Here is a 24,450-nt window from a genome sequence, read left to right as displayed (position 1 = left end):
TTCGTTACCTCTTTCTCATTTATAATTTATTTTTATGGAAATAAAGCGGACCTTCAATCAATAAAGATTCGCCTCATCTCCATTGATTGTTAAGGTTTTTACAGCCTGTTCATTCCCCATACTTAAACAGCTTGATTTTATTTTCTTATTTTGAAGTGAGGATTTTACAGACTGTTAACACGGAATAAATGACACGATACTTGATGTGTATCTGTCACTGTATCTAGCATTGGTTGAATTTGTGCACATTGCTCCATCGCAAAGCGGCATCGCTTATGAAATGCACAGCCACTCGGGGGATTGACTGGACTTGGTACATCTCCTGATAAAATAATGCGCTCCTTTGCATCAAACGGATTTTCCTTAGGGATAGCCGATAATAACGCTTGTGTATAGGGATGCTGTGGATTGCCATATATCTCTTGATACGTGCCAATCTCTACAACCTTACCTAAATACATCACAGCAATTCGATCACACATATAGTTCACAACATTTAGGTCATGGGAAATAAATATATATGTTAAGCCAAAATCCCGCTGTAAATCTTTCAATAAATTAATAACCTGTGCCTGAACCGATACATCCAATGCCGAAACAGGCTCATCACATACAACGATTGCTGGATTTAAAGCAAGTGCACGGGCAATATTAATGCGCTGTCTTTGACCACCTGAAAATTCATGTGGATGTCGTTTTGCATGATATGCACTTAACCCCACTGTTTCAAGCAAGTCCACCACACGTTTTTTGCGTGATGCATCATCGCCAATACCATGAATAGCAAGTGGCTCAGCAATTAAATATTCAATCGTTTTCCTTGGGTCCAGTGAAGCATATGGATTTTGAAACACCATTTGAATAGATTTTCGTGCTGAACGAATATCGGCTGTTTTTAAGCTAGCTAAATCCACACCATTAAATTCAACTTTGCCCTCTGTCGGTGTAATTAATTGATTAATTAAACGAGCAACGGTTGATTTACCACAGCCTGATTCCCCTACAATACCGAGTGTTTCACCTTTATATAAATCAAAACTAACACCATCTACCGCCTTGACAAATTGTGTAGCTTTTTTGAAAGGGATGGAGCTTTTAATTGGAAAATGCTTTTTTAAGTTACTTACTTTTAGTATAGGTTCTCTATTTTGCTGCATTAAAAATCCCCTCCTTACGTTCGACAATTTGTTCCTTAGATTGCAAATGACAGGCAACAAAATGATTACTTTGCACTTCTACTAATTCAGGAGCGGTATGATGACAAATCTCTGTTGCTAATGGACAACGAGAGGCGAAATGGCAACCACTATGTGGCATCGTCAGATCTGGTGGACTTCCTGGAATAGCGGGTAACCGTTCCTGCTCCTGTGTCCCCATCGTAATTTGTGATTCTAATAAGCCCCATGTATACGGATGTAGGGCATTGTCATAAAGCTGTCGTGTTGTAGTAGATTCCACTGTTCGTCCTGCATACATCACATTCACTTTGTCACATAGCTCCCACACAACGCCTAAATCATGTGTAATCATAATAATGGCTGTGTCATGTTCCTGCTGTAGCTTTTTCATCAAATCTAAAATTTGTGCCTGTACCGTTACATCCAGCGCTGTTGTTGGTTCGTCAGCGATTAACAGCTTAGGATTACATGCTAATGCAATCGCAATCATCACACGCTGTCTCATTCCGCCCGAAAATTCATGTGGATACATTTTTAAACGTTTTTCAGGCTCAGGAATTCCTACCATTTTCAGCATTTCTACAGCTTTTGTAGCGGCATCCTTTTTTGATATCTTTTCATGCGCTCGTATTACTTCCACAATTTGATTGCCTACTGTCAGCACAGGGTTCAAGCTTGTAATAGGATCTTGGAAAATCATGGACATGTCATTTCCTCGTACATTGCGCATATCCTTCTCTGATAGCTGGAGCAGATCACGTCCATTAAAATAAATATGACCATCTGTAATTTTCCCTGGTGGTGATGGAATAAGACGCATTAAAGCAGTCGCTGTCACACTTTTACCAGAGCCTGATTCTCCTACTATTCCAAGTGTTTCCTTCTTATTTAATTGTAAATTCACACCATTGACAGCCTTCATAGTAGAACCACTGCTTTTAAATTCAACCGTTAAATTTTCTACATTCAATAAATGCTCTGTCATCATTTCACCTCCCCATTAAACCTTCATTTTTGGATCTAGTGCATCACGTAAGCCGTCCCCTAATAGGTTAATGCCCAGCACTGTTACTAAAATACAAACACCTGAAAATGTCGCCATTTGAGGATTTAACACTAAGAAATCCTTACCATCCTTTAAAATACTTCCCCATGAAGCTGTTGGTGGCTGAACACCTAAACCTAAAAAGCTAAGTGCTGCCTCCGAGATAATTGCTCCAGCCGTACTCATCGTGCCATAAACAATTAATGGCGCTAAGCAATTCGGTAAAATATGACTAAAAATAATACGGCGATGTGTTGCACCTAATGAATGTGTCACTTCCACAAATTCTTCTTCCTTCACACTCAATACCTGTCCACGCACAAGCCTTGCAAACCCTGGGATATTGGCAATCCCAATCGCCACAATAACATTGACTAGTCCTTGACCTAAAACTGTCATTAATGTAATAGCTAATAAAATAAATGGGAAGGCAAATAGACCATCCATTGTACGCATAATCACAGCATCTAAACGACCACCAAAATAGCCAGCAACTAGGCCTAGTAATGTACCAAAAACAGCGCCAAACAACACAGCAGCAATCCCAACAATCATTGAAATACGTGTGCCATAAACAAGACGACTAAATAAATCACGACCATAATTATCTGTACCAAGTAAATGTCCTTCTGTATTCCAAGCTAAAAAGGATTTACCAACCGTCATTTCATCTGGCGGATGGGTAGCAATCCACGGTGCAAAAATAGCGACAATCGCCATAATGGCTACAATGACTAAGCCGATAGATGCTAATTTATTTTTTAACAATTTGCGAAGCAACGTATTTTTCTTTTTCGTATCATTTACAATCGCTTGTACCATCGCTATTTTTTCCCCCCATCCGAATCTAAATTTACTTTAGGGTTGACAACCTTATACAGTACATCAACAATTAAGTTCACCAAAACGAAAATAAAGGCAATAAAGATAACTGTTCCTTGTACAACAACAAAATCACGTTTATCAATCGCATCAACGATAAGTCTTCCCATGCCTGGCCAGCTAAAAATAGTTTCTGTCAAGACGGCTCCACCAAGCAAATTAGAAATCTGCATCCCCAATACAGTCAAAATAGGTGTTAGTGCATTTTTAAAGGCATGTTTTCCAATAACTAAATATTCTTTAATACCTTTTGAACGAGCTGTTTTAATATAATCCTGTGAAATTACCTCTAGCATGCTAGAACGTGTAATTCGTGCAAATGTCGCCATTGGAATCGTCGCTAAAGCACAGGCAGGAAGTATTAAATGCTTAATAAATGCCCATAATCCATCATCCATACTCCCCATCCCTGTTGCAGGTAGCCAACCGAGATTGACACTAAAGAATAGGACGAGCATAATGCCCAACCAAAAAATAGGCATTGATACACCAACTAGTGAGACTAACATCACCACATAGTCTACTATTGTATTTTGCTTTCTTGCTGCAAAGATACCAGCAGGGATTCCTATCACAACAGCAATGAATAATGCGGCTAACGCTAAAATCACTGTGTTTGGAAACCGCTCTGCTATCAAGCCAAAAACAGATTCACTATATGAATAAGAATAACCAAGATTCAGTTGCGCTAAATCTGCAATATATGAAACAAATTGAGCTGGTAGGGATTTATCCAACCCTAACTCTGCTCTCAAATTTTCTACATCCTCCACACTAGCTTGTGGCCCTAGCATAACGGATGCTGGATCACCCGGAATCATTCTCGTAATAATAAAAACAATGATTCCAACTACTAGCAATGTAGGGACTAAGTTAATCAATCTCTTTAAAATAAATGAGCCCATTTCGTTCCCCCTCTTTTTCATTATTAGAAACAGTAGTTCATATTGTGAATAAATACATACTACACCCCACCCACTTTGTTTGTAAATATTTTTTCTGAATTTTTTAAATTATTATTTACTTTCACTTTACAAGTGTGCTAATTTTATATTCAACATTACATTATGAATCAATAGTTCATATTGTGAAACAAAAACAAGGAGGCTGAAATAGCATGAAGAGTTTATCTTTCAAAAAATCGTTTCTATTGCTGATGCTTACATTAATAATTGGTGTATTGGCAGCTTGTGGTGGCGGTGATAAGACAAGCACTGATGATAACAATGATTCATCTGGAGAAAAAGCAGGAGAAGCAACATCTGGTGGTACATTAAACATCGGACTTTCTGCCAACGCCAAAACATTTGATCCTATCAAATACACAGGAGTTTACGAATCACAAGTAATGCGACAAATGGCTGACACATTGGTAATCTATAATAAAGATTTATCAGATATCATTCCATCATTAGCAACAGAATGGAAAGTATCAGATGATATGTTAGTCTACACATTTAAACTACGTGAAGGCGTGAAATTCCAAAAAGGTGAATATCAAGATGGACGTGAAATGAAAGCTGAGGATGTCAAATATTCATTAGAGCGTTCTGCTAAAGAATCTGCTATGAATCGTTTAAATGGTGTGACAGAAGTAAAGGTTCTTTCTGATTATGAAGTAGAAATTCATTTAGCATCACCAAATGCAGCATTATTAGCAATGCTTACAGATGCTGGTAATATCATCATTCCAAAAGAAGAAGTGGAAGGCTGGGGCGATAGCTTCTCTGAGCATTTTGTAGGGACAGGTCCATTCCAGCTAACTGAATGGAAAAAAGACCAAGAAGTCAAATTTGTGCGTAATGATAATTACTGGGGAGAAAAACCTCATGTTGATAATGTAACAATGAAGTTTATTGCTGACCAAAACATGATGACAAATGCCTTACGTTCTGGCGATATTGATATTGCAATGGACGTAAAAGGCCAAAACCGTGAAATTGTGAAGCAAGATAGCAATTTAGAATTGCTGACAAACCCTGGATTATCTATCGTTTACCTTGATTTGAACAATAAAGTAGGACCAACTGCTGATAAGCGTGTACGTGAGGCTATTTATAAAGCAACAAATGTAGAGGAAATTATTACAGGTGTTAACCAATGGGGCGGTGGCGATGTTTCTTACCTACCATTACCACCTGGTTCATGGGGCTATGACAAATCATTAATTGATGCTGTGCCAAAATACAATCCAGAGGAAGCGAAAAAATTATTAGCTGAAGCTGGCTATCCTGATGGCTTTAAAACAGAAATTTATGTATCACAGGCACGTGTACCATATGCAACCATTTTCCAAAGTCAATTAAAGAACAACTTAAATATTGATGTGGAAATCAAAGTCGTTGAATGGGGTACTTACAGTGATACAGTAGCGAAAGGAAACGCACCGATGAATATTGGTGGTTGGACTTGGTATCCAGACCCATACTTCTTCTTATATCAATTATTCAGTACAAAACAAATTGGCGCTTTAGGTAATGGTAAAGGCTATAGTAACCCAGAAGTAGATGCCTTACTAGAGCGTGCGGTTTCCGAAACAGTTGTCCAAGAGGAACGTGCAAAACTATACCAAGAAGCATTAAAACTAATTTTAGCGGATGTGCCACGTATTGAGTTAGAGGCAACACAAACAGTAGCTGCGATTAATAAAAAAGTACAAGGCTTTACAGTATCTCCTGATAACTCAATTCAAATCGTAAGTCCAAACGGTACAAACGTTTCTATCGCTAAATAAACTGTGACTATAAGAAAAGTGGAGAGCGTTTTCTCCACTTTTCTCTTCATATGGAGGGGAATATTTTGATTACACGCTACAATAATGGACTTATTTTTAATTCGGACACTCGTCAATTTGAACAAAGCACTTTTCAAGTAAATGGACAATACTTCGAGCAAACACACCATGTAGCTGAAAACGAAGTGGATTTAACAGGCTATTACGTGACACCTGGCTTTATTGATAGCTGCTCACAAATCGGTTTACAGGAAATTGGTATTCGTTGGGAGGGAGATGATAGCTTTGAATGGGAGGCGAATCTACAGTATTCCGTTATCGATGGTATCTACCCATTCGATTTAGCTTTTCCTAAAGCAGTGGCACATGGTATTACGGCTTCTCATATTGTGCCCTCCCCTAAAAGTTTAATCGGTGCGAAAACGGCTGTTATTCATCATACACATTCCACTGTTGATGAAATGGTGCTGCAAAAGGATGTGGCATTCGCCTTTTCTATTGGTCAAAATGCAAAAAGTACCTTTTTTAATGCGACAAAAAAGCCACTAACACGTATGGGTATTGCCAAAATTGTGAGAGATACACTGCAAGAAATCCAGCAGCAACAGCCTACTATTCGTAAAATCGTGATTCGTGCACATAAGGCTGTGGATATTGAATTGATTACTCGTCTACAACAGGAATTTGCTATCGATTTCCATATTATTCACGGTACAGAACTACCACTCATTACAGAAGCTGCGTTTAATACGGTCATTGCAGGTCCTACATTCCGCTATATTGAACATAATGAAATGCTGGCACTATCACCCAAACTATATAAACAGCTTGCTAGTGCACATATCCCCTTTGTCTTTTGCACTGACCATCCTGTAAGCAGTGCAACTCATTTAGCATTAGAAGCTGGTTTAGCTATACGAGAGGGTATATCACGTCAGGATGCACTTTATACATTAACAACAGGTGCGGCAGCCTTCCTTGGTATTGAACATTTAACAGGTTCCATGCGCACTGGGCTACTAGCGGATTTCGTTATTTGGAATAAACATCCTTTAGATTTAGATGCACAAGTCGTCGCTACCTTTATTAAAGGTCAGCAAGTTTATGCACGGGAAGAAGGTAACTAAGATGATTATTTATCATAATGCCAAATTTATTACTGTTAATGCTGGGCATGATATTTTTGACCAGCTATGGGTAGAAGATGGACGCATTCTTTATATAGGGCCTGCAAAAGCGATACCCGCTGATGTGCAAACAATCGATTTACAAGGTGCTTTCGTGACACCAGGGCTTATCGATATTCATGCACATGTTGGTACGTGGGCTGAGGTAACAGAGGATATTAATGATGCGAATGAATATAGTGAGCCCTTTACACCGCTTATGCATGCATTGGATAGTGTCGATATCCGCCATTTTTCCTTTCAACACGCACTAGAAGGTGGCGTCACAACCGTGCAAACGGGACCAGGCAGTGCCAATGTTATTGGTGGTATTTGGAGCATTCTCAAAACAGCAGGTCCAACACTACCATCACGCGTATTAGTGGAACGAAGTGGCTTAAAGGGAGCATTAGGTGAAAATCCGAAAAATGTCTTTGGTAATCAATATAAACGGAAGCCCATGACACGAATGGCGATTGCACAATTGTTACGTGATGGCTTTCAACGTGCAACCCATTTAAGCGCAGAAGAGCAGGCTATGCACATTCAACAAAATTTAGAGCTCCGTCCCTTTATCGAAGTACTACGAGGAGAGATGCCATTACGTCTCCATTGCCATCGGGCAGATGATATTATGACTGCCATTCGCATTGCCAAAGAATTCAATGTTCAGCTACATTTAGAGCATTGTACAGAGGGACATTTAATTGTCGATGCTGTAAATGCTAGTGGCTTTAACACAACAGTAGGTCCTTATATGCTGACACCATCTAAATATGAAACCCGTCATTCTACACCTGCTATCGCTAAAGTTTTCAAGGAAAATCATATTCCATTTGCCATTATGACTGACCATCCATTTGTACCGATACAATATTTAAAATATTGTGCATCTGAGGCAATTCGTTATGGATTAGATGAGGAAACCGCTTTAAAGAGCATTACGATTAATGCCGCAAAGCTTGTGCAGCTAGACTATCGCATTGGCTCACTTGAAGAAGGCAAAGATGCAGATTTTGTTGTCTGGTCACACCCTATTTTTGAGACAGAGGCAAGAGTGCTCCAAACCTATGTAAATGGTATAAAATATTATGAGGCGGAGGGAGAAATATGAAAATTGCTGTTGTTACAATTGGTCAAGCTCCCCGCAAAGATATGGCTACCGATATTGCCCAATTACTCGATGCTGGTTTAGATGTCACAGAATTTGGTGTGCTTGATACATTATCATCTGCTGAAATTGCAGCGCTTGCTCCCACTCCTAACGATACAGACATTCTTGTCACATTACTGACAAATGGTGAACAGGTGAAGCTAAGCAAAAAGAAGCTAATGCCCTTTATCCAACAATCACTTGATACTTTACAAGATTTTACATGGATTTTATTAATGTGTACAGGTGATTTTACGAATAAATTAGCAGGTAAAAACCTATTGCTACCCGATCGTATCATGACAAATTTTGTGAAAGGTATCAACAACGATTTAATGCTCGGCTTAATCGGTCCTGAGCCTGAACAATATAGCAGTGTCATAGAAAAATGGCAAAACGCACAATTTGCTGTCACTTTTGGGGCTAGCTCTCCCTATCATTTTAACGAGCAGCATCTATTAGCAACAGCTCAACAACTACAATCTCAAGGAGCTGAACTGTTAATTCTTGACTGTATGGGCTACTCATCCACTATGAAAAATAATATGAAAGACCAATTAGCTATTCCTATTATTGTTCCCAGAGAAGCGATTTTTACAATGCTGAAAAATATTTTATCCTAAAAGCAAAGGCTGTTCAGAATGCGATATTTGTCTGAACAGCTTTGTTTTAAACACGCCTATTAAAATACGGTAGCTGCTCCACAAAAGCCTTCGTATCCTCATCCCCATACTCATGAATCAACGCGTAAATTTTCTTCAGACGCAAATCAATTTCATCATTTTCTTTGTCTGAATGGTATTGTATATAAGGTAATTGTGCACGCCACGCGTTGGAAATCTCCAGTAACTGCATTTGCTGAAAAATCTTCTCGAATACATCTAATGCCTGACGATCCACATTCAATTCAAAATTCCATTGTCCTGCATGTGGATTCGTATAATATGTTTTATTCGCCAGCGAAAAATAGACACGTTGTCGCTCCATTCCATCACACTCCTTTTTTCCATAGTATGGTGAAAGATAGGTGATTTTATTCGTTGAAATGTCAAACTTCTACAGCCCTTATTCCATCGACATGCTATATAATGAAATATAATTGGAGGGAATTGCTATGAGTTTAGCTATACTTTTAACGATTGCCATTATGATTGTTATCATTATTACATGCACGACAATTGTCAGCATTAATCGTGCATATGCTTTTCAGCATACTATTGACGCAAAACCAAAGAAGCATGATACAACACAAAAATAAGTTAGGAGGATTCCAATGGGTGTACCACTACCAATTATCATTATGATTGCAATAATGATGCTGATGTTTGGCATATCTGTCATTTATATCATTAAGAAAAAAAATCATCTTTTTACACAAACAATTGATGCAAAACCACAGCCTCCAAAGGATGAGCAGCTATGAAGCATCTTTTTATTGGACTGATTACCTTTTATCGAAAATTTATTTCGCCTATGACACCACCAACTTGCCGCTTTCATCCCACCTGCTCGGCTTATGGATTAGAAGCTTTTCAAAAACATGGTGCGGTGAAGGGGTTCCTATTAACTGTAACACGTATAGCTAAATGTCACCCATTTCATGCAGGTGGCTTTGATCCAGTCCCTGATAAATGGCCTTCAAAAAAAGATTAATTTTTTGAAGGCTTTTTTTCTTGTACTTTTCTTTCATATGCGTTATTATAAAAAATGTTCAAATTATAAATCGTAATAATTACTATTTAAGAGAGGTATTTTATGAAAAAATTATTTTTATTAGCATTCGTCATGATGCTCGCTTTATTCACAGCCGCTTGTGGTAAGCAAGACACATCGTCAAGCACTTCCAGAGATCAATTATCTATTTATACAACGGTCTATCCATTAAGCTATTTTGCTGAAAGAATTGGTGGTGAATTTGTTCATGTAACATCTATTTACCCTACTGGAGCCAATGAGCATACATTTGAGCCTACCCAAAAGGATATGATGAAATTAGCTGATGCAGATATGTTTTTTTACATTGGCTTAGGGCTAGAGGGCTTTGTTGAAAATGCCAAGAAAACATTGGCGAAAGAGGATGTAACACTGGTCGCTACTGCTGAAGATGTCTCAGATGAGAAATTAGCTATGAGCACTGGTCATACACATGCAGATGGAGAGGAACATCAAGACCATGATGAAGATGAGGAAGATCATCATGGACATGAGGAGCATGAGCATGGTGATCTAGATCCACATGTTTGGCTATCACCTACTATTAGCCAAGATTTAGCACTTGCTATCAAAAATGCCTTAGTCGAAAAAATGCCTGCACAGGAAGCAACATTCACGGCTAACTACGAGACATTAGTCAAAGAGCTACAGGATTTAGATACTGAATTTGCCACAATGGCAGACCAAGCACAAAATAAAACATTTTTTGTGTCACATGCAGCATTTGGCTATATTGCAGGTCAATATGGCTTAACACAAGTGCCAATTGCGGGCTTGAATTCTCAAAGTGAGCCATCTCAAAAAGAGTTAACGGCTATCGTTGAAAAAGCCAATAACCTGCATATTCACTATATTTTATTCGAGCAAAATGTTTCATCTAAACTAGCAGAAGTGATTCAAAAAGAAGTAGGCGCAAAATCACTTGTACTGCATAATTTAAGTGTCTTAACAAAAGAAGACATCAGTCAAAAGGAAGATTATTTCACACTAATGAAAAAAAATATCCAAACATTAACAACTGTTTTAAATTAACAAATAGGAGGTGTCCCAAATTACTGTGGGACACCTCCTTGCGTATGACATGTTTTTCTTGTGGTGTGCGTTTGGTTATTTGTCGAAATGATTGATTGCTTTTTTCTGCCATTACAAACAGCATGATAATAGGATCTAACTGAATAATTTGCCTTTCTTCTATACAGGATTCTTTTTTATCAATCGCTGGCTGTTCATTGAATTTTACACTACTTTTCGTTGTTTTGAATAGCATTGGTTGAAAAACAGGGCGAAAATCAACATAGCTTGCATTTGTCGCTGCAGGAAATTCCGCAGTATTCCATGTATGCTCCTTGGCCATTTGCTGGTCTGATACAAGAAAATATTGATATTGTACCTCTCCCTGACGATTTGGCAATGGATCATCCCATGTCACATCGATATGATACCATGCCTGCTGTAGCTTCACTAATACCCATGCATGTAGCTGGTTATTAGCAGTTCCGGGCACATAACGCACATCAACCCCCAGCATCTCTAACATTCGGTACAGCGTTAACGCATATGCCTGACAAACGCCTTTCTTCTCCGTTAGCAACGTATAAATCGAATATGGGCTTCCTAATGTTTCATTAGAATATTCACTTGATAGCACGATAAAATCATGTGCCGCTTTTATTTTTTCTACATCACTCAAGCCATACATTGGCGACAGAATTTTTGCTAATTCTCGCTTTACAAACGCCTCTTCATCAGGTGAAATACGATATTCTATAACGAAATCAATGAGGACATCGTTAACTTTACCATCATATTTCCATGTAAAGCTCGCCATATTCGCATATACATATGGATCTTGAATGGCTTCTTTAATAATAGCTGTAAGCTTATCTTTGATAGTTGCTGTCTCGCCTGTGTAACGAACTGTAAAATTCGTTGACCACTGCATAACTTCTTGTTGGATTGCTTGTTGTAAAGTAGGAATCGTATCAACTGTGGGGACTGTTTTTTTCTCTGCTATCACTGGCACATGACTCATTTGTAGGAAAAATACCATTACAATCATCAAATACATGTATTTTTTCATATGAGCCATTCTCCTCTATTAACTAGTCTATGTTTAATAGAGTATGATTTATGCTTCATCTCCAACAATCTATCGTTGTAGAACTGTCCATTTAAAAATATGTAGCGTACTAAATTTAAGATGCATGTTTACATAATCAATTACGCCCCAGCGTAATTGCGTCTGGATTTTTCCGAGTTCACTCGGAAAGTTCCTCTTCAAAATCCATGACATCCGCTGGGGCTTTATCTTGATTCAGTGGGTGTCCAAACGCCCACTGAATCAAGATAAAGAATAAATAAAACGCTTAGCAACTAGCTATGCCAAGCGTTTAATAATTTTTCTATCACTGGCTTTAGCAGCAAAAAAATCATATACCCAATAAAGCCACCTATTGTATTGGTAATTAAATCCGTTACATCAAAAGCACGTGAATGCACGCCCCACCATGAACCTAACAGTTGTATACTTTCAATCGACAAACTCAATAAAAAAGTTACGAACACCGTTTTCCATATATTTTTCTTCCAAATCAAAGGATACAACACACCAAAAGGTATCGTCATCACAATGTTCAATATGATTTCTTTGTGAGCACCACGATAATGTTGTATAACATCTCTAAATGGTGTGAGATTCACCGATTGCCAAGATACATAATTCGTCCCACCCATTGGTAGTGGAAATGGCATCAATGTAAAAAATAAAACCATTGTCATGTATATATACATTAATGTTTTCAGTAGCCATTGCTCTTTACCTTGTTGATACCATTTTTTATAGAACAACCAAAAATACAGGACAGCCAGTAATAGAAAGTCAACAATATAGCTCAATGATTCTGACCCTCCATACTCATTTCTTTCCATCCATCTACTCTTTCTTTAATTGACGACGCAATAGCTTATTTGCCCCATTACGAGGTAATTCATCTACCATGATAATCTCTTTTGGTACTTTATAGCGTGCTAATTTTTGCTGACAAAATACTTGTAATTGTTCAGTGGTAATGGTTTCCTTCAAAACGACAAACGCAATTGGTACTTGTCCCCATCGTTCATCCTCCTGTCCACAAACGCCTGCCTCTTGAACAGCGGGGTGTGTTAATAGCACATTTTCAATTTCAGCAGGATAAATATTTTCTCCACCTGAAATAATTAAATCTGCACGGCGATCCAATACAAATAAATAGCCTTCTGCATCGATATAGCCAATATCGCCTGTATGTAGCCAGCCATTTACTGTAGTACTTTTATCCGCATAACGCCCAATATAACCAGGTGTCACATGTGGACCTCGAATACAAATTTCTCCTTCACCATGTCCATTTGGCTCATTGATTCGTAACTGATTAAAAAATAAGGGCTTCCCTGCCGAGCCAATCTTTCGTAGCCCATCCTCACTCGTTAATGTTGCTGTTTGAGAAGCCGTTTCTGTCATGCCATATGTTTGTACAACCGCTAACTTCCTTTGATATGCACGTTGTAAATAATCAACAGGTACAGGTCCGCCACCAGCCAGCATCACTTTAAAACGTGGTGAGGCTTGTGCATTTTGCTGTTCTAATGTATGCAAAATACGCTCTAATGTCACTGCTACAACCGACATATGTGTCACATCACCATCAATAATATGTTGTGTAATTGTCTCTACATCAAATTGGTCATATAAATAAATCGCATTTCCATATAGCAATGAACGCACAATAATCGATAAGCCACTAATATGAAACAATGGCACAGCACATAGCCAAGCATCCTCTGTCTGTAAGCCTATATTTAATACGGAAGCTGTTGCACTTGCTTGGTGGTTACCAACTGTTTGACGCACACCTTTTGGAAAGCCTGTTGTACCAGATGTATACATAATGGAAATTGTGTGCTGTATAGACCATTCTTGCGCAATATCAACTGCCATCTCAGCACTATTGGCAATTGTTGAAAAGGTATATTGTTGTACATGCGGTGGCAATTTTTCCTGGTCTTCATCCGCAACAAGTACCATCACCGCTTCTGAATCTGCCAGTTGATAGGCAAGCTCCTCTTTTGTTAAACGACGATTCAGTAACACGATTTCACACTGTAAATGCATACAAGCGTATAGCATCATCACAAAATAGGGTGTACTTGGTCCCATAATCGCCACACGACTTCCCTGTTGAACACCAAGCGTTGTTAGCTGGTGAGCTCGTTGTAATGATTGTTCCTTCAATTGCTCAAATGTCCATGATTGCTCATGAAAAACTAAAGCCTGCCGTGTTGGTGTTAAATAGGCTCGCTGTAAAATCCAATTCGGATACATGTCACTCTCTCCATTCTATCCGTTTCCATTCAAAAGGTCCGTACCTACAAGTGATACGGACCTAACTAGCAACATCAAATCAAGGGAATCTTGGGAATTGACCAAAGTCTGGTTGACGTTTTTCTTTGAATGCGTCACGACCTTCTTTTGCTTCATCTGTTGTGTAATAAAGTAATGTCGCATCACCAGCCATTTGTTGAAGCCCTGCTAAGCCATCTGTATCTGCGTTCATTGCTGCTTTTAAGAAGCGTAGTGCAGTTGGTGACATTTGCAGCATTTCTTCACACCATTGAACTGTTTCATCCTCAAGCTGTGCATAAGGAACAACCGTATTGACTAAGCCCATATCAAGTGCTTGCTGTGCATCATATTGACGGCAAAGATACCAAATTTCACGTGCTTTTTTATGACCGATAATGCGTGCAAGATAGCCTGAGCCATAGCCTGCATCAAATGATCCTACTTTTGGTCCTGTTTGGCCAAAGCGTGCATTATCAGCAGCAATCGTTAAGTCACATACTACGTGTAGTACATGTCCACCACCGATTGCATAACCAGCTACCATTGCGACAACTGGCTTTGGAATGACACGAATTAAACGTTGTAAATCTAATACATTTAGACGTGGAATCTCATCGTCTCCTACATAGCCACCATGACCACGCACTTTTTGGTCTCCACCTGAACAGAAAGCATGTTCACCTTCACCTGTTAAAATAATGACGCCTACATTTTTATCATCACGTGCACGTGAAAAAGCATCAATCATTTCCATTACCGTTTTTGGGCGGAATGCATTGCGCACCTCTGGACGGTTAATCGTCACTTTTGCGATGCCGTTATAAAATTCATACTTAATGTCTTCGTAAGTATGTAATGTTGTCCATTGACGTGTCATTTATTTACCTCCTCATTCATATGCTTCATTACTATTGTAGCAAAATTATCGGGATTTTCCACATGAATTGCATGTCCCACATCATTTATGATAACATGTTTCCCATTTGGCAAAGCCCTACACATTTCAGTGGCAATCGAGCAAAATTTACGATCCAATGAACCTGTAATTAGCAGGACAGGACATACAAGCTGCCCTAATGTCTCCCAGTTGGATGGCTGATTACCTGTACCAATACCTCGTAAGCTCCCTGCTAAACCTTCCTTACGTTGAGCTAAACGTTCTGCACGAATTATTTGCTGTTTCTGTGCAGATAACCGTTTTTGCGAGGCGAACAAAGCGATATTTTCCCATTCCTCTACAAATACTTCCACACCATACTGCAAAATCATATCGGCTAAACGTGCATCTTGCTGGCGTCGTTGTAATCGCTCCTCTGCTGTTTTCAAACCAGGTGAGGCACTTTCTAATAGTAATTGAACCACACGAGTAGGATAAGCAAGTGTATAGCTTAAAGCAATACGCCCTCCCATTGAATAGCCTAGCAACGTAAAATGCTCGAGTGACAATTGCTGAAAAATTGCCTCTAAATCCTGTATTTGCTCCTCCATACTAAAACGATTGGACTGTTCAGGAATAGCTGTTTGACCATGTCCAATTAAATCAATCGCAATCACCCGCACATTTGGCATAGCCTTAGCGAGTGTTTGCCATGTAGTGGTACTGCCTGTAAAGCCATGTAAAGCAACAATGGTTTGTGAGGCTTCTGCATTCCATACTTCAATAGCTGTTTCAAGCCCTCTCACCATTAGCTTTGCCATGCTTTTAACCCCGCATTAATGCGATTCCATAATGCTCGATGTGCATAAACATTTTCTTCTCGGTCCGTAAAAATTTCTACTAAACGTAATGGGCGCTTTTTCGGTTCCACCAATTTTTGAGCCAATTCTGTAATATGTTCAATGCGAATATAATCGAGATCATACATCTTCGCCATATCATTGAATGTAAGAGCTGTTGGTGTACCGAATAAATCCTCATAATGTGCCTTGATTGTCGATTGAGGTAAATAAGAGAAAATCCCACCACCATCATTATTCATGACAATGATAGTTAGCTCACATTCTTGATAACGTGAGGCGATTAAACCATTCACATCATGTAAAAAAGCTAAGTCACCAATTAATAAATACGTTTCTCGCTCATTGCCCTGACTAAAGCCAAGTGCCGTTGATACGACACCATCAATTCCGTTTGTGCCACGATTCGCAAAAATACGTAAATCTTTTGTAGTTGGCATTAAAAATGTATCAATATCACGTATAGGCATACTACTGCTCACAAATAAATCACTGCCATTTGGTAACATATCGAGCAAGTGACTGACAATCGCGCCTTCATCTACTGCCGCTTCCGCATAATGCTCAATATATTCTAATGCAATATCATTAGCATCTTGCCATTCTGCTAAATAAGCTGGCTCTAGTGCTGGCTCTGTGAGTGTTAATTGTGTCAGCCATTCTCCGATTTCTGCGTGAATAAAATGAGTTGAAACACTTGTAGAATCACGGAACATGGGGTCCTCATCCACGACAATATAGGCATTGGGCTGACTTGCTGTAATAAATTGCATCAAAAATTTAGAAATTGGCTGTGCGCCAAAACGCAACACCGTTTCTGGTTTTACTAATGCTTTAAAATCATCACTTTTCATAATGGCATCATACGTTGTAATCACATAAGGTACACAGTCCTTTGGTATCGCTGTACGCATATTGGCAAGACTTTCGACAATGACAGGCCATTTTAATTGACGTACTAACTGCCATAAAAACCCTATATCTGTTCCAAGTGCTAGTTCTCCTATGACCATAAAACCACGCTTCGTTGTGCACAATCGTTCTGCTAATTCCTGCTGTGCCTCCAATGATGGTACAAGTTTCCCCATATGAATATGCTGGAATGTCGCCACAGGTAATTCATCACGAAAATCAATCAATAATGGCTCACGGAACGGCACATTAATATGTACAGGTCCAAAGGGAGCACACTTTGCAATGGCAATCGCTCGTGCAATATGACGCTCAATAAAAGGTAATGTTGGTGCCGCATCATCTGGCAATGGAAAATCCACACTCCATTTCACATGTTCACCATATAAATTTGGTTGATGAATTGCCTGTGGTGCACCCACCTCACGTAATTCATGTGGACGGTCCGCTGTTAATACAATTAATGGCACACGTCCATAGCTTGCTTCCACAATGGCTGGAAAATAATTAGCGGCAGCTGTACCTGATGTGCATAATAAAATGACAGGTTTGGCAGTCGCCTTTGCTAAACCTAGCGCAAAAAAGGCGGCTGAACGTTCATCCACTTGACGATACATACATATTTCCTTTGTGGAAGCGAAAGCATAGGCTAATGGTGTTGAACGTGAGCCAGGGCTAATGACTACTTGCTCTACACCCGCTTGCACAAAGGATGCGACCATTTGATACACATAATCTGTTAAAACCTTTCGCTCAGTCATGTAATTGTCCTCCTAACGCACGTAGCATTGGACGGAATTTCACTAATGTCTCCTCATATTCAGCTTGTGCTTCTGAATCTGCGACAATCCCGCCACCCGCATACAAATAGGCTTTATCCTGTAGTAACGTAGCTGAACGAATCGCTACAGCGAATTCGCCATTGCCTTGCGCATCTACCCAGCCAATCGGTGCTGCATAAAGCCCACGATTCATCGGCTCATATTGTCGTATTGCCTCCAGTGCTGCTTGTCTTGGTGAACCCCCAAGTGCAGGCGTTGGATGCAATGATTTGGCTAATTGTAAAATCGTTGCACCTTCTTTTAATAGTCCTTCAACAGGTGTATATAAATGTTGAATATCTCTTATTTTTAATAATGTTGGGCTACTTGGTAATGTGACATCCAAACAATTTTCTTGAAATGTTTGCGCAATCATATCAACCACATACTGATGCTCTCCACCATTTTTAGCATCGTTGAGTAGACGTTGACCGTATACCTCGTCTTCTGCTACTGTTTTTCCTCGTTTAATAGAGCCTGCGACACACGAAGAAAAGGCATGTCGATCCTGCACTTTCACCAAACGCTCAGGCGACGCACCAAAAAATAATAATTGTTGATGTTCTAAACCAAATAAATAGCTTTCTGGCTGCTCTTCCGTAATTTGTGCCAATACTTGTGAAGTAGACACGGGCTCTTGGAATTGTAAGGCCAATGAACGAGCAATAACAACCTTATCTGCTTGCTTTTCCTTAATTAATGCCGTTACTTGGTCAATCGATGCCAAATAGGCTTCTTTATGTGGTTCAAAATAATGAATAATTTCTGGCTTTGCATACATTGTTATCATCGTTTCCTGTGCCAATTGAATTAAAGTATCACGTTCTTGACGCAATACCTGTAGCTGTTCTTCCGTTTGTGGCTCTGTTGTCACCGTATGCAAATTGACATAGGCTTTGTCCTGTTGAATAACTAATTGAAATGTCGCCAATGCAAAAAAGGCATCTGGAAAGCCCGTCCATTCTCCAGCAATTTGATGCTGTGGGTCAAAGGTAAAACCGCCAAATAATATGGGTGGCTGTTCCTGTTGGATATCACCATTTTTCGTTAAACTGCGCCATTTTGCTTCTACTTCATCAAAGCGATGTTGACTCGTTTCAGATTGAATTGTATAGGCATGTCCTAGCCCAACTAATGTCATTGTTTTTTCTCTATTTTGCCAATAAAATCGTTCACCTTTATAACGTTTCTCGCCCGCTGTATAAAATGCGAGCCCAGTGAGACGGCTTACTTCGATCGTTTCCATATAAAAATGAAGGTTTTGGCCCAAAGAGTTCACCGCTGTGTCTTGGTACCACTGTTGTTGCATGAAAATTACCTCCGTTGTTGCAATATACATCCTAGCACAATATTGTACCTGTCACTACACTTTCGCACAGTAAACACAATGTTGTACCTGTCGCTAATGCTTTCGGTACAGGAAAATATTTGCTGTCGCTACGTTACACTACGCTTTCGCACAGTAAACACAATGCAATGCTATTCGATATATTTTTTACCTGTTCATAAGTGCATCTTCTATTGTATCATTTTTTCAACCAATCTGTATGTAATAAGCTATAACCTACCCAATTTCCCTGTCATCGTTTACAATAGAAAGAGTCTATATTATTTGAAGAGGGGAATTACTATATGACCAAAGTTATTGAGGCAGATAGGGGCTTTAAAGTTTGGTGGCATTTAACACGTCCACATACACTAACCGCTTCTTTTGTTCCTGTATTTTTAGGAACAGCAATTGCCTTAGCTATTGAAAAACACACTATCCATATAGGACTATTTTTAGCTATGCTTGTCGCAAGTATGCTGATTCAAGCAGCTACAAATATGTTCAATGAATATTATGACTACAAATTAGGCTTGGACAATGAAAATTCGGTTGGCATTGGTGGGACAATCGTCCGTCATGGTGTCCAGCCAAAAACGATTATGATCATCGCTTTAAGTTTCTATGCAATCGCTATAGTGCTCGGCATTTACATTTGTGCCTCTACTTCTTGGTGGCTTGCAGCTGTTGGACTTGTCTGTATGTTAATTGGCTTTTTATATACAGGTGGACCATACCCAATTGCGTATTCACCATTTGGAGAACTTGTATCTGGGGCTGTTATGGGCATGGGGATTGTGCTTATTGCCTTTTATATTCAAACATTGACAGTTACACTAGATGCTGTCCTGCTTTCTATGCCGAGTATGATTTTAGTGGGAGCCATTATGCTAGCTAATAATATTCGTGATATCGTAGGGGATACAGAAGGCGGACGGAAAACACTAGCTATTTTAGTTGGTCGTGACCATGCTATTTCTGTTCTATCAGGCTTTTTCATCGTCTCGTATCTATGGGTAATCGCACTTGTTGCTGTAGACGGCATTACATTTTGGGCACTGATTGTGTTTTTAAGCGTGCCAATGCCACTACGAGCAATCCAAATTTTCCGTGATAAAAAAGAAGCAAAAGAAGTTATGCCTGCCATGAAATTCACAGCGCAAACAAATACCTTCTTCGGCTTCCTTTTAGGACTCGGACTCATCATCCATCATTTCTTTTATTAAAAGCGTAAGGAGTCTTGGCTTCTTACGCTTTTATCTGTGCTGTATAGCGTAAAAGGTTCTGACTTGTAATACCTTGTACTTCCTCTATTGAAAAATGTGCTTCTAATGCGTGTACTAAATTTTGTACTTCTCCTGCATGTGCTAAGCCATTCACAGTGTAATCAATCCCATCAAAATCAGAACCTAAGCCAAGATGCTCTATACCAACTAAATCAGCTAAATGCTGAATATGCGACACTAAGTCAGCCAATGTTACTTGCTCTCCAATAAACGGTGGATAATAAACAACATGAATATGTCCACCATGTGCCACAAGCGCTTTTGCCTGTGCATCCGTTAAATTGCGTGGATGATCACATAGTGCACGGGCATTACTATGACTGGCAATGATATGCTTCGCTAACGGCAGGACATCCCAAAAGCTTTGCTCGTTTAAATGCGACACATCAATAATAATATCACGTTCATTGAGTAGCTGGATAACCTCTCGACCAAATGCTTTCAAACCTAGGCTCGCATCCTGCTCAGCACCATACGCAACAGCGTTTTCCTCATTCCACGTTAAGCCTACTAATTTAACGCCCGCATCTAAAATTGCCTGCAACTTTGTTATATCATCGCCAATTGCATCACAGCCCTCTAAGCTTAAAATGGCCCCTATTTCCTGTGGAGCCAGTGTCTCAAGCTGCGCCCAATCCGTGATATGCACCATGCCCTCTGTTTGGCAAATATGTGTATGGAAGGCTTCAATTTGTCGTACAACCTCTAAAAATTTCATGCTTTGTGGTAAATCAGGTTCAATAAAAATAGCAAATACTTGTGCCTTCACTTGCCCTTGCTGCAAACGTTCTTTATTTGTTTGCAACCTTACATCATCTGCAAACGTAATAGCTTCCAGTGTCGTCAATTTCATTAATGCATCACAATGTAAATCAATAATTTTCATCTTCTCACCTCACACATTTATTATACTGTGTGCAAGGGAATTTGCTTACTTAAATTTCTGAAGAAGAGCCAAACTGTTCCACCTCTAAAAAATCATCTGATGGTGGATACGCAGATAATAGCTCTTCCTCAACAGGTCTTAGCTCCTCATCTTTTTGCTCTGCATGCTCTACACATGTCAATGTTTGTGGTATGGCTTCTAAACGCCCTAATGGAATCGTTTCTCCACAGACAACACATTGTCCATACGTTCCATCCTCAATTGCTTGCAATGCTCGCTTAATTGCTTCTGCTTCATCTCCACGATGCTCATCTATCGCCATTTCTGTCAATTGATCTGTTAAATCACTCGCATTATCGGCAGGATGATTATCATAATTCGATAGCTCTGTTGAGACAGGACGTTCAGATGCTGCAAGTCGTTGTTCAATTTCCTGTAATTGCTGTTGTAACTGTCGTTTGAATTTTTCCATGATGCTCCCTCCTTATGCCATTATTCTGACCGACTTTTATCATTCTAAAACATAAGGAGACATCGCTTATTTTTCGGCATATGCACAAATTGCATCAAATAAAAATTGTGCTGCCCCTGTGTCGACACGTTCATCATAATAAGCTGTAAAACGTTCATCAGCCACATACATTTGTGCTAAGCCTACATGTGCTTCTTTCGAATAATGTGTCCATGTAAAGCTCAACCAACGCTTATGCAGTTCAGCTACCTCCATCGCAATATCATTCGTTGTATCACCAATTGTCATCGCTTCTCGCAAACGTTCAAATAGCTGTTGCTCTAGCTGTTGCATCGCCTCGTATTGCTCTTCTGTCATATTCATTAATTTGGCATTGGATGCATTGACTGCATCCTCTCCATATTTTTCGCGAATTTCCTGACCATACTGCTTTTCATTTTCTTCAATTAATTGCTCTTTAAAGCCTTTAAATTTAGCCTCATTTGACATCGGTTTGTCCTCCTTCATTGCTTGTAATGTGTGCTCCACTGTTTGTACTAATTGCTCTAGCTGCTCTTTCCTTTGTATTAAAGCGAGACGATGTGCCTGCAATGCCTCTGCGTGTTGGAAATTAGGTGCATGTAAAATCTCCTGAATCTTTGCCAACTTCATATCCAGTGCTCTATAAAATAAAATTTGCTGAAGCATATCGATTTCTGCTTGCCCATAATAGCGATACCCAGCTTCATTCGTTCGTGCTGGTTTCAGTAAGCCAATTTCATCATAATAACGTAATGTTCGTGTACTAACTCCCGACAATTTAGCAAGCTCTAAAATGGTATATTCCATTGTTCTCACCTCCCTATAGCTACTGTAAACCTTTACGCAACGTCAAGGTCAAGTGGAATATGTAAAATAATTTTTTTCATGATGATATTCTTATTAATACATATGAGAAATTGCATTTAGTAGAAACAATAAAATTGCATAAGGCTGTTGAAAAATGGTTTCAACCCCAAACAAACAGATATAAAAATGCCAAAGCGTTGATTTAACAACATTTTGGCATTTTAAAATTCAAATTACTTTACACTGTTCTGTGATTACAGTAAGGATTTACTATAGGATAATACCCTTCACTCATAAGCTATACACTGTTTTCGTTATCCTCATCAACATGTCTTTACTACAATTTTCCAATAAAAAAATGCAATGAACGTCTAGTTGACATTCACTGCATTTTGTATGACCCGTACGGGATTCGAACCCGTGTTACCGCCGTGAAAGGGCGGTGTCTTAACCACTTGACCAACGGGCCAATGGCGGAGAAGGAGGGATTTGAACCCTCGCGCCGGTTACCCGACCTACACCCTTAGCAGGGGCGCCTCTTCAGCCTCTTGAGTACTTCCCCATTCTTGGCTCCGAAGGCAGGACTCGAACCTGCGACAACCTGATTAACAGTCAGGTGCTACTACCAACTGAGCTACTTCGGAATAATGATGGGCCTAAATGGACTCGAACCATCGACCTCACGCTTATCAGGCGTGCGCTCTAACCAGCTGAGCTATAGGCCCTTGGAGCGGGTGATGAGAATCGAACTCACGACATCAGCTTGGAAGGCTGAGGTTTTACCATTAAACTACACCCGCATAATGATGGTGGGTCAGGACGGAATCGAACCGCCGACACTTAGAGCTTCAATCTAATGCTCTACCAACTGAGCTACTGACCCTTATTATCCATTTCAACCTTCTTCTTAAAAATGGCGGTCCCGACCGGGATCGAACCGGCGATCTCCTGCGTGACAGGCAGGCATGTTAACCGCTACACCACGGGACCTTTTACTTAAAATTTGGTTGCGGGGGCTGGATTTGAACCAACGACCTTCGGGTTATGAGCCCGACGAGCTACCACTGCTCCACCCCGCGTTAATATTATTTTTACTTTTGAGACCACCGATAAACTGAAAAATGGAGGAGGTAGAGGGATTCGAACCCCCGCGCGGTGTTACCCGCCTGTCGGTTTTCAAGACCGATCCCTTCAGCCAGACTTGGGTATACCTCCATGTATTTATCCTACCTTAGTGGTGGACCTTGCAGGACTCGAACCTGCGACCGGACGGTTATGAGCCGTCTGCTCTAACCAACTGAGCTAAAGGTCCTTTAGATGGCGGCAGAGGGGATCGAACCCCCGACCTTACGGGTATGAACCGTACGCTCTAGCCAGCTGAGCTACGCCGCCTTGATCTTTATCCTACTTCGTATATGGTGGAGCCTAGCGGGATCGAACCGCTGACCTCCTGCGTGCAAGGCAGGCGCTCTCCCAGCTGAGCTAAGGCCCCATATATGTACTACAATTCTCTTGCTTTTTAGAAAAACTGGTCGGAATGACAGGATTCGAACCTACGACCCCTTGGTCCCAAACCAAGTGCTCTACCAAGCTGAGCTACATTCCGACAAACTTTATTCTTTTGGCGCGCCCGACAGGAGTCGAACCCATAACCTTCTGATCCGTAGTCAGACGCTCTATCCAATTGAGCTACGGGCGCTTATTAAAATGGTGCCGAGGACCGGAATCGAACCGGTACGGTAGTCACCTACCGCAGGATTTTAAGTCCTGTGCGTCTGCCAGTTCCGCCACCCCGGCACATATTGGAGCGGAAGACGAGGTTCGAACTCGCGACCCCCACCTTGGCAAGGTGGTGTTCTACCACTGAACTACTTCCGCATGTGCATACGTTGTTTTTTTATCTGGCTTATTTATACTGGTGCGGGTGAA

At 40.1% G+C, this 24,450-nt stretch carries 24 protein-coding genes and 16 tRNA genes; 9 read left to right on the top strand and 31 right to left on the bottom strand.

What is annotated here, in order from left to right:
* Window positions 1–164: 164 nt before the first annotated feature.
* The 4 genes from OPF91_RS06465 to OPF91_RS06450 are packed head-to-tail and all read right to left on the bottom strand — an operon-like array spanning window position 165 to window position 4,010.
* Window positions 165–1,157 carry an ABC transporter ATP-binding protein gene (locus OPF91_RS06465; protein ID WP_264987911.1) on the bottom strand — a complete coding sequence of 331 codons (993 nt, stop codon included), beginning with the start codon at window positions 1,155–1,157 and terminating at the stop codon, window positions 165–167.
* A complete protein-coding gene (locus OPF91_RS06460) occupies window positions 1,144–2,163 on the bottom strand; it encodes an ABC transporter ATP-binding protein (protein WP_264987910.1) in 1,020 nt (339 codons plus the stop codon). Before OPF91_RS06460 ends, OPF91_RS06465 begins: the two co-directional genes overlap by 14 nt.
* 15 nt (window positions 2,164–2,178) lie before the next feature.
* The gene (locus OPF91_RS06455) at window positions 2,179–3,045 is read right to left on the bottom strand and encodes an ABC transporter permease (RefSeq protein ID WP_264987909.1); all 867 of its coding nucleotides are present in this window, start codon (window positions 3,043–3,045) and stop codon (window positions 2,179–2,181) included.
* A 2-nt stretch (window positions 3,046–3,047) separates the two neighbouring features.
* The gene (locus tag OPF91_RS06450; RefSeq protein ID WP_264987908.1) at window positions 3,048–4,010 is read right to left on the bottom strand and encodes an ABC transporter permease; all 963 of its coding nucleotides are present in this window, start codon (window positions 4,008–4,010) and stop codon (window positions 3,048–3,050) included.
* Window positions 4,011–4,222: 212 nt separating this feature from the next.
* Between OPF91_RS06450 and OPF91_RS06445 the strand changes: the two genes are divergently transcribed.
* The 4 genes from OPF91_RS06445 (at window position 4,223) to OPF91_RS06430 (ending at window position 8,781) form a co-directional block, all read left to right on the top strand.
* Complete coding sequence (locus OPF91_RS06445; RefSeq protein ID WP_264987907.1) at window positions 4,223–5,839, top strand: ABC transporter substrate-binding protein; 1,617 nt, start codon at window positions 4,223–4,225, stop codon at window positions 5,837–5,839.
* Between the two features lie 65 nt (window positions 5,840–5,904).
* A complete protein-coding gene (locus OPF91_RS06440; RefSeq protein WP_264987906.1) occupies window positions 5,905–6,966 on the top strand; it encodes an amidohydrolase family protein in 1,062 nt (353 codons plus the stop codon).
* A gap of 1 nt (window position 6,967) precedes the next feature.
* A complete protein-coding gene (locus OPF91_RS06435; protein WP_264987905.1) occupies window positions 6,968–8,119 on the top strand; it encodes an amidohydrolase family protein in 1,152 nt (383 codons plus the stop codon).
* Window positions 8,116–8,781, top strand: coding sequence for an AroM family protein (locus OPF91_RS06430; protein ID WP_264987904.1), 666 nt, complete (start codon window positions 8,116–8,118; stop codon window positions 8,779–8,781). The genes OPF91_RS06435 and OPF91_RS06430 overlap by 4 nt, the downstream gene beginning before the upstream one ends.
* Before the next feature lie 46 nt (window positions 8,782–8,827).
* Here the strand turns inward: OPF91_RS06430 and OPF91_RS06425 are convergent, their stop codons facing one another.
* On the bottom strand, window positions 8,828–9,145 hold the full coding sequence (locus OPF91_RS06425) for a transposase (protein WP_264987903.1): 318 nt from the start codon (window positions 9,143–9,145) through the stop codon (window positions 8,828–8,830).
* A 127-nt stretch (window positions 9,146–9,272) separates the two neighbouring features.
* On the opposite strand from OPF91_RS06425, the gene ytzI reads away from it, so the two are divergent.
* The 4 genes from ytzI (at window position 9,273) to OPF91_RS06405 (ending at window position 10,903) form a co-directional block, all read left to right on the top strand.
* On the top strand, window positions 9,273–9,416 hold the full coding sequence (gene ytzI / locus OPF91_RS06420) for a YtzI protein (protein WP_264987902.1): 144 nt from the start codon (window positions 9,273–9,275) through the stop codon (window positions 9,414–9,416).
* A gap of 15 nt (window positions 9,417–9,431) precedes the next feature.
* Window positions 9,432–9,581 (top strand): hypothetical protein, encoded by a 150-nt coding sequence (locus OPF91_RS06415; RefSeq protein WP_264987901.1) that lies wholly within the window; start codon window positions 9,432–9,434, stop codon window positions 9,579–9,581.
* Window positions 9,578–9,811, top strand: a complete 234-nt coding sequence (gene yidD / locus OPF91_RS06410) for a membrane protein insertion efficiency factor YidD (RefSeq protein ID WP_264987900.1) — start codon at window positions 9,578–9,580, stop codon at window positions 9,809–9,811. Before OPF91_RS06415 ends, yidD begins: the two co-directional genes overlap by 4 nt.
* Before the next feature lie 102 nt (window positions 9,812–9,913).
* Window positions 9,914–10,903, top strand: a complete 990-nt coding sequence (locus OPF91_RS06405) for a metal ABC transporter solute-binding protein, Zn/Mn family (RefSeq protein ID WP_264987899.1) — start codon at window positions 9,914–9,916, stop codon at window positions 10,901–10,903.
* Here the strand turns inward: OPF91_RS06405 and OPF91_RS06400 are convergent.
* The 7 genes from OPF91_RS06400 to OPF91_RS06370 form a co-directional block, all read right to left on the bottom strand.
* Window positions 10,854–11,951, bottom strand: a complete 1,098-nt coding sequence (locus tag OPF91_RS06400; protein WP_264987898.1) for a transglutaminase domain-containing protein — start codon at window positions 11,949–11,951, stop codon at window positions 10,854–10,856. The genes OPF91_RS06405 and OPF91_RS06400 overlap by 50 nt on opposite strands.
* Window positions 11,952–12,244: 293 nt before the next feature.
* The gene (locus tag OPF91_RS06395; RefSeq protein WP_264987897.1) at window positions 12,245–12,799 is read right to left on the bottom strand and encodes a VanZ family protein; all 555 of its coding nucleotides are present in this window, start codon (window positions 12,797–12,799) and stop codon (window positions 12,245–12,247) included.
* Between the two features lie 4 nt (window positions 12,800–12,803).
* Window positions 12,804–14,231 carry an o-succinylbenzoate--CoA ligase gene (locus OPF91_RS06390; protein ID WP_264987896.1) on the bottom strand — a complete coding sequence of 476 codons (1,428 nt, stop codon included), beginning with the start codon at window positions 14,229–14,231 and terminating at the stop codon, window positions 12,804–12,806.
* A gap of 79 nt (window positions 14,232–14,310) precedes the next feature.
* Window positions 14,311–15,129, bottom strand: a complete 819-nt coding sequence (gene menB / locus OPF91_RS06385) for a 1,4-dihydroxy-2-naphthoyl-CoA synthase (RefSeq protein WP_264987895.1) — start codon at window positions 15,127–15,129, stop codon at window positions 14,311–14,313.
* Window positions 15,126–15,950, bottom strand: a complete 825-nt coding sequence (gene menH / locus OPF91_RS06380; RefSeq protein WP_264987894.1) for a 2-succinyl-6-hydroxy-2,4-cyclohexadiene-1-carboxylate synthase — start codon at window positions 15,948–15,950, stop codon at window positions 15,126–15,128. The genes menB and menH overlap by 4 nt, the downstream gene beginning before the upstream one ends.
* Complete coding sequence (gene menD / locus OPF91_RS06375; RefSeq protein ID WP_264987893.1) at window positions 15,938–17,662, bottom strand: 2-succinyl-5-enolpyruvyl-6-hydroxy-3-cyclohexene-1-carboxylic-acid synthase; 1,725 nt, start codon at window positions 17,660–17,662, stop codon at window positions 15,938–15,940. Before menD ends, menH begins: the two co-directional genes overlap by 13 nt.
* Window positions 17,655–19,031 carry an isochorismate synthase gene (locus tag OPF91_RS06370; protein ID WP_264987892.1) on the bottom strand — a complete coding sequence of 459 codons (1,377 nt, stop codon included), beginning with the start codon at window positions 19,029–19,031 and terminating at the stop codon, window positions 17,655–17,657. Before OPF91_RS06370 ends, menD begins: the two co-directional genes overlap by 8 nt.
* Before the next feature lie 323 nt (window positions 19,032–19,354).
* Between OPF91_RS06370 and OPF91_RS06365 the strand changes: the two genes are divergently transcribed.
* Window positions 19,355–20,275, top strand: coding sequence for a 1,4-dihydroxy-2-naphthoate polyprenyltransferase (locus OPF91_RS06365; protein WP_264987891.1), 921 nt, complete (start codon window positions 19,355–19,357; stop codon window positions 20,273–20,275).
* Between the two features lie 22 nt (window positions 20,276–20,297).
* On the opposite strand, the gene OPF91_RS06360 is transcribed toward OPF91_RS06365, so the two are convergent.
* The 19 genes from OPF91_RS06360 to OPF91_RS06270 all read right to left on the bottom strand — a co-directional run bounded on the left by OPF91_RS06360 (window position 20,298) and on the right by OPF91_RS06270 (window position 24,399).
* On the bottom strand, window positions 20,298–21,221 hold the full coding sequence (locus OPF91_RS06360) for a dipeptidase (protein WP_264987890.1): 924 nt from the start codon (window positions 21,219–21,221) through the stop codon (window positions 20,298–20,300).
* 49 nt (window positions 21,222–21,270) lie between these two features.
* Window positions 21,271–21,693, bottom strand: a complete 423-nt coding sequence (locus OPF91_RS06355; protein ID WP_264987889.1) for a TraR/DksA C4-type zinc finger protein — start codon at window positions 21,691–21,693, stop codon at window positions 21,271–21,273.
* A 66-nt stretch (window positions 21,694–21,759) separates the two neighbouring features.
* Window positions 21,760–22,521 carry a MerR family transcriptional regulator gene (locus OPF91_RS06350; RefSeq protein ID WP_264987888.1) on the bottom strand — a complete coding sequence of 254 codons (762 nt, stop codon included), beginning with the start codon at window positions 22,519–22,521 and terminating at the stop codon, window positions 21,760–21,762.
* Between the two features lie 397 nt (window positions 22,522–22,918).
* Window positions 22,919–22,990: transfer RNA gene (locus OPF91_RS06345), tRNA-Glu, on the bottom strand.
* A gap of 2 nt (window positions 22,991–22,992) precedes the next feature.
* Window positions 22,993–23,083 (bottom strand) — tRNA-Ser (locus OPF91_RS06340).
* 5 nt (window positions 23,084–23,088) lie between these two features.
* Window positions 23,089–23,165, bottom strand: a tRNA-Asn gene (locus OPF91_RS06335).
* A 7-nt stretch (window positions 23,166–23,172) separates the two neighbouring features.
* Window positions 23,173–23,246 (bottom strand) — tRNA-Ile (locus OPF91_RS06330).
* A 1-nt stretch (window position 23,247) separates the two neighbouring features.
* Window positions 23,248–23,321 (bottom strand) — tRNA-Gly (locus tag OPF91_RS06325).
* Window positions 23,322–23,328: 7 nt separating this feature from the next.
* A tRNA-Phe gene (locus OPF91_RS06320) sits at window positions 23,329–23,404 on the bottom strand.
* A 31-nt stretch (window positions 23,405–23,435) separates the two neighbouring features.
* Window positions 23,436–23,511, bottom strand: a tRNA-Asp gene (locus OPF91_RS06315).
* A 14-nt stretch (window positions 23,512–23,525) separates the two neighbouring features.
* A tRNA-Met gene (locus OPF91_RS06310) sits at window positions 23,526–23,600 on the bottom strand.
* A gap of 43 nt (window positions 23,601–23,643) precedes the next feature.
* Window positions 23,644–23,736: transfer RNA gene (locus tag OPF91_RS06305), tRNA-Ser, on the bottom strand.
* A 20-nt stretch (window positions 23,737–23,756) separates the two neighbouring features.
* Window positions 23,757–23,833: transfer RNA gene (locus OPF91_RS06300), tRNA-Ile, on the bottom strand.
* 6 nt (window positions 23,834–23,839) lie between these two features.
* Window positions 23,840–23,913, bottom strand: a tRNA-Met gene (locus OPF91_RS06295).
* 24 nt (window positions 23,914–23,937) lie between these two features.
* A tRNA-Ala gene (locus tag OPF91_RS06290) sits at window positions 23,938–24,013 on the bottom strand.
* A 37-nt stretch (window positions 24,014–24,050) separates the two neighbouring features.
* Window positions 24,051–24,127 (bottom strand) — tRNA-Pro (locus tag OPF91_RS06285).
* Between the two features lie 16 nt (window positions 24,128–24,143).
* Window positions 24,144–24,220: transfer RNA gene (locus tag OPF91_RS06280), tRNA-Arg, on the bottom strand.
* Window positions 24,221–24,229: 9 nt separating this feature from the next.
* Window positions 24,230–24,318, bottom strand: a tRNA-Leu gene (locus OPF91_RS06275).
* 6 nt (window positions 24,319–24,324) lie between these two features.
* Window positions 24,325–24,399: transfer RNA gene (locus tag OPF91_RS06270), tRNA-Gly, on the bottom strand.
* Between the last annotated feature and the right edge of the window lie 51 nt (window positions 24,400–24,450).

It is taken from the genome of Lysinibacillus piscis (assembly GCF_026012395.1).
In the GTDB taxonomy this organism is placed as follows: Bacteria; Bacillota; Bacilli; order Bacillales_A; family Planococcaceae; genus Lysinibacillus; species Lysinibacillus piscis.
This window is presented reverse-complemented; position numbering and strand designations above follow the sequence as displayed.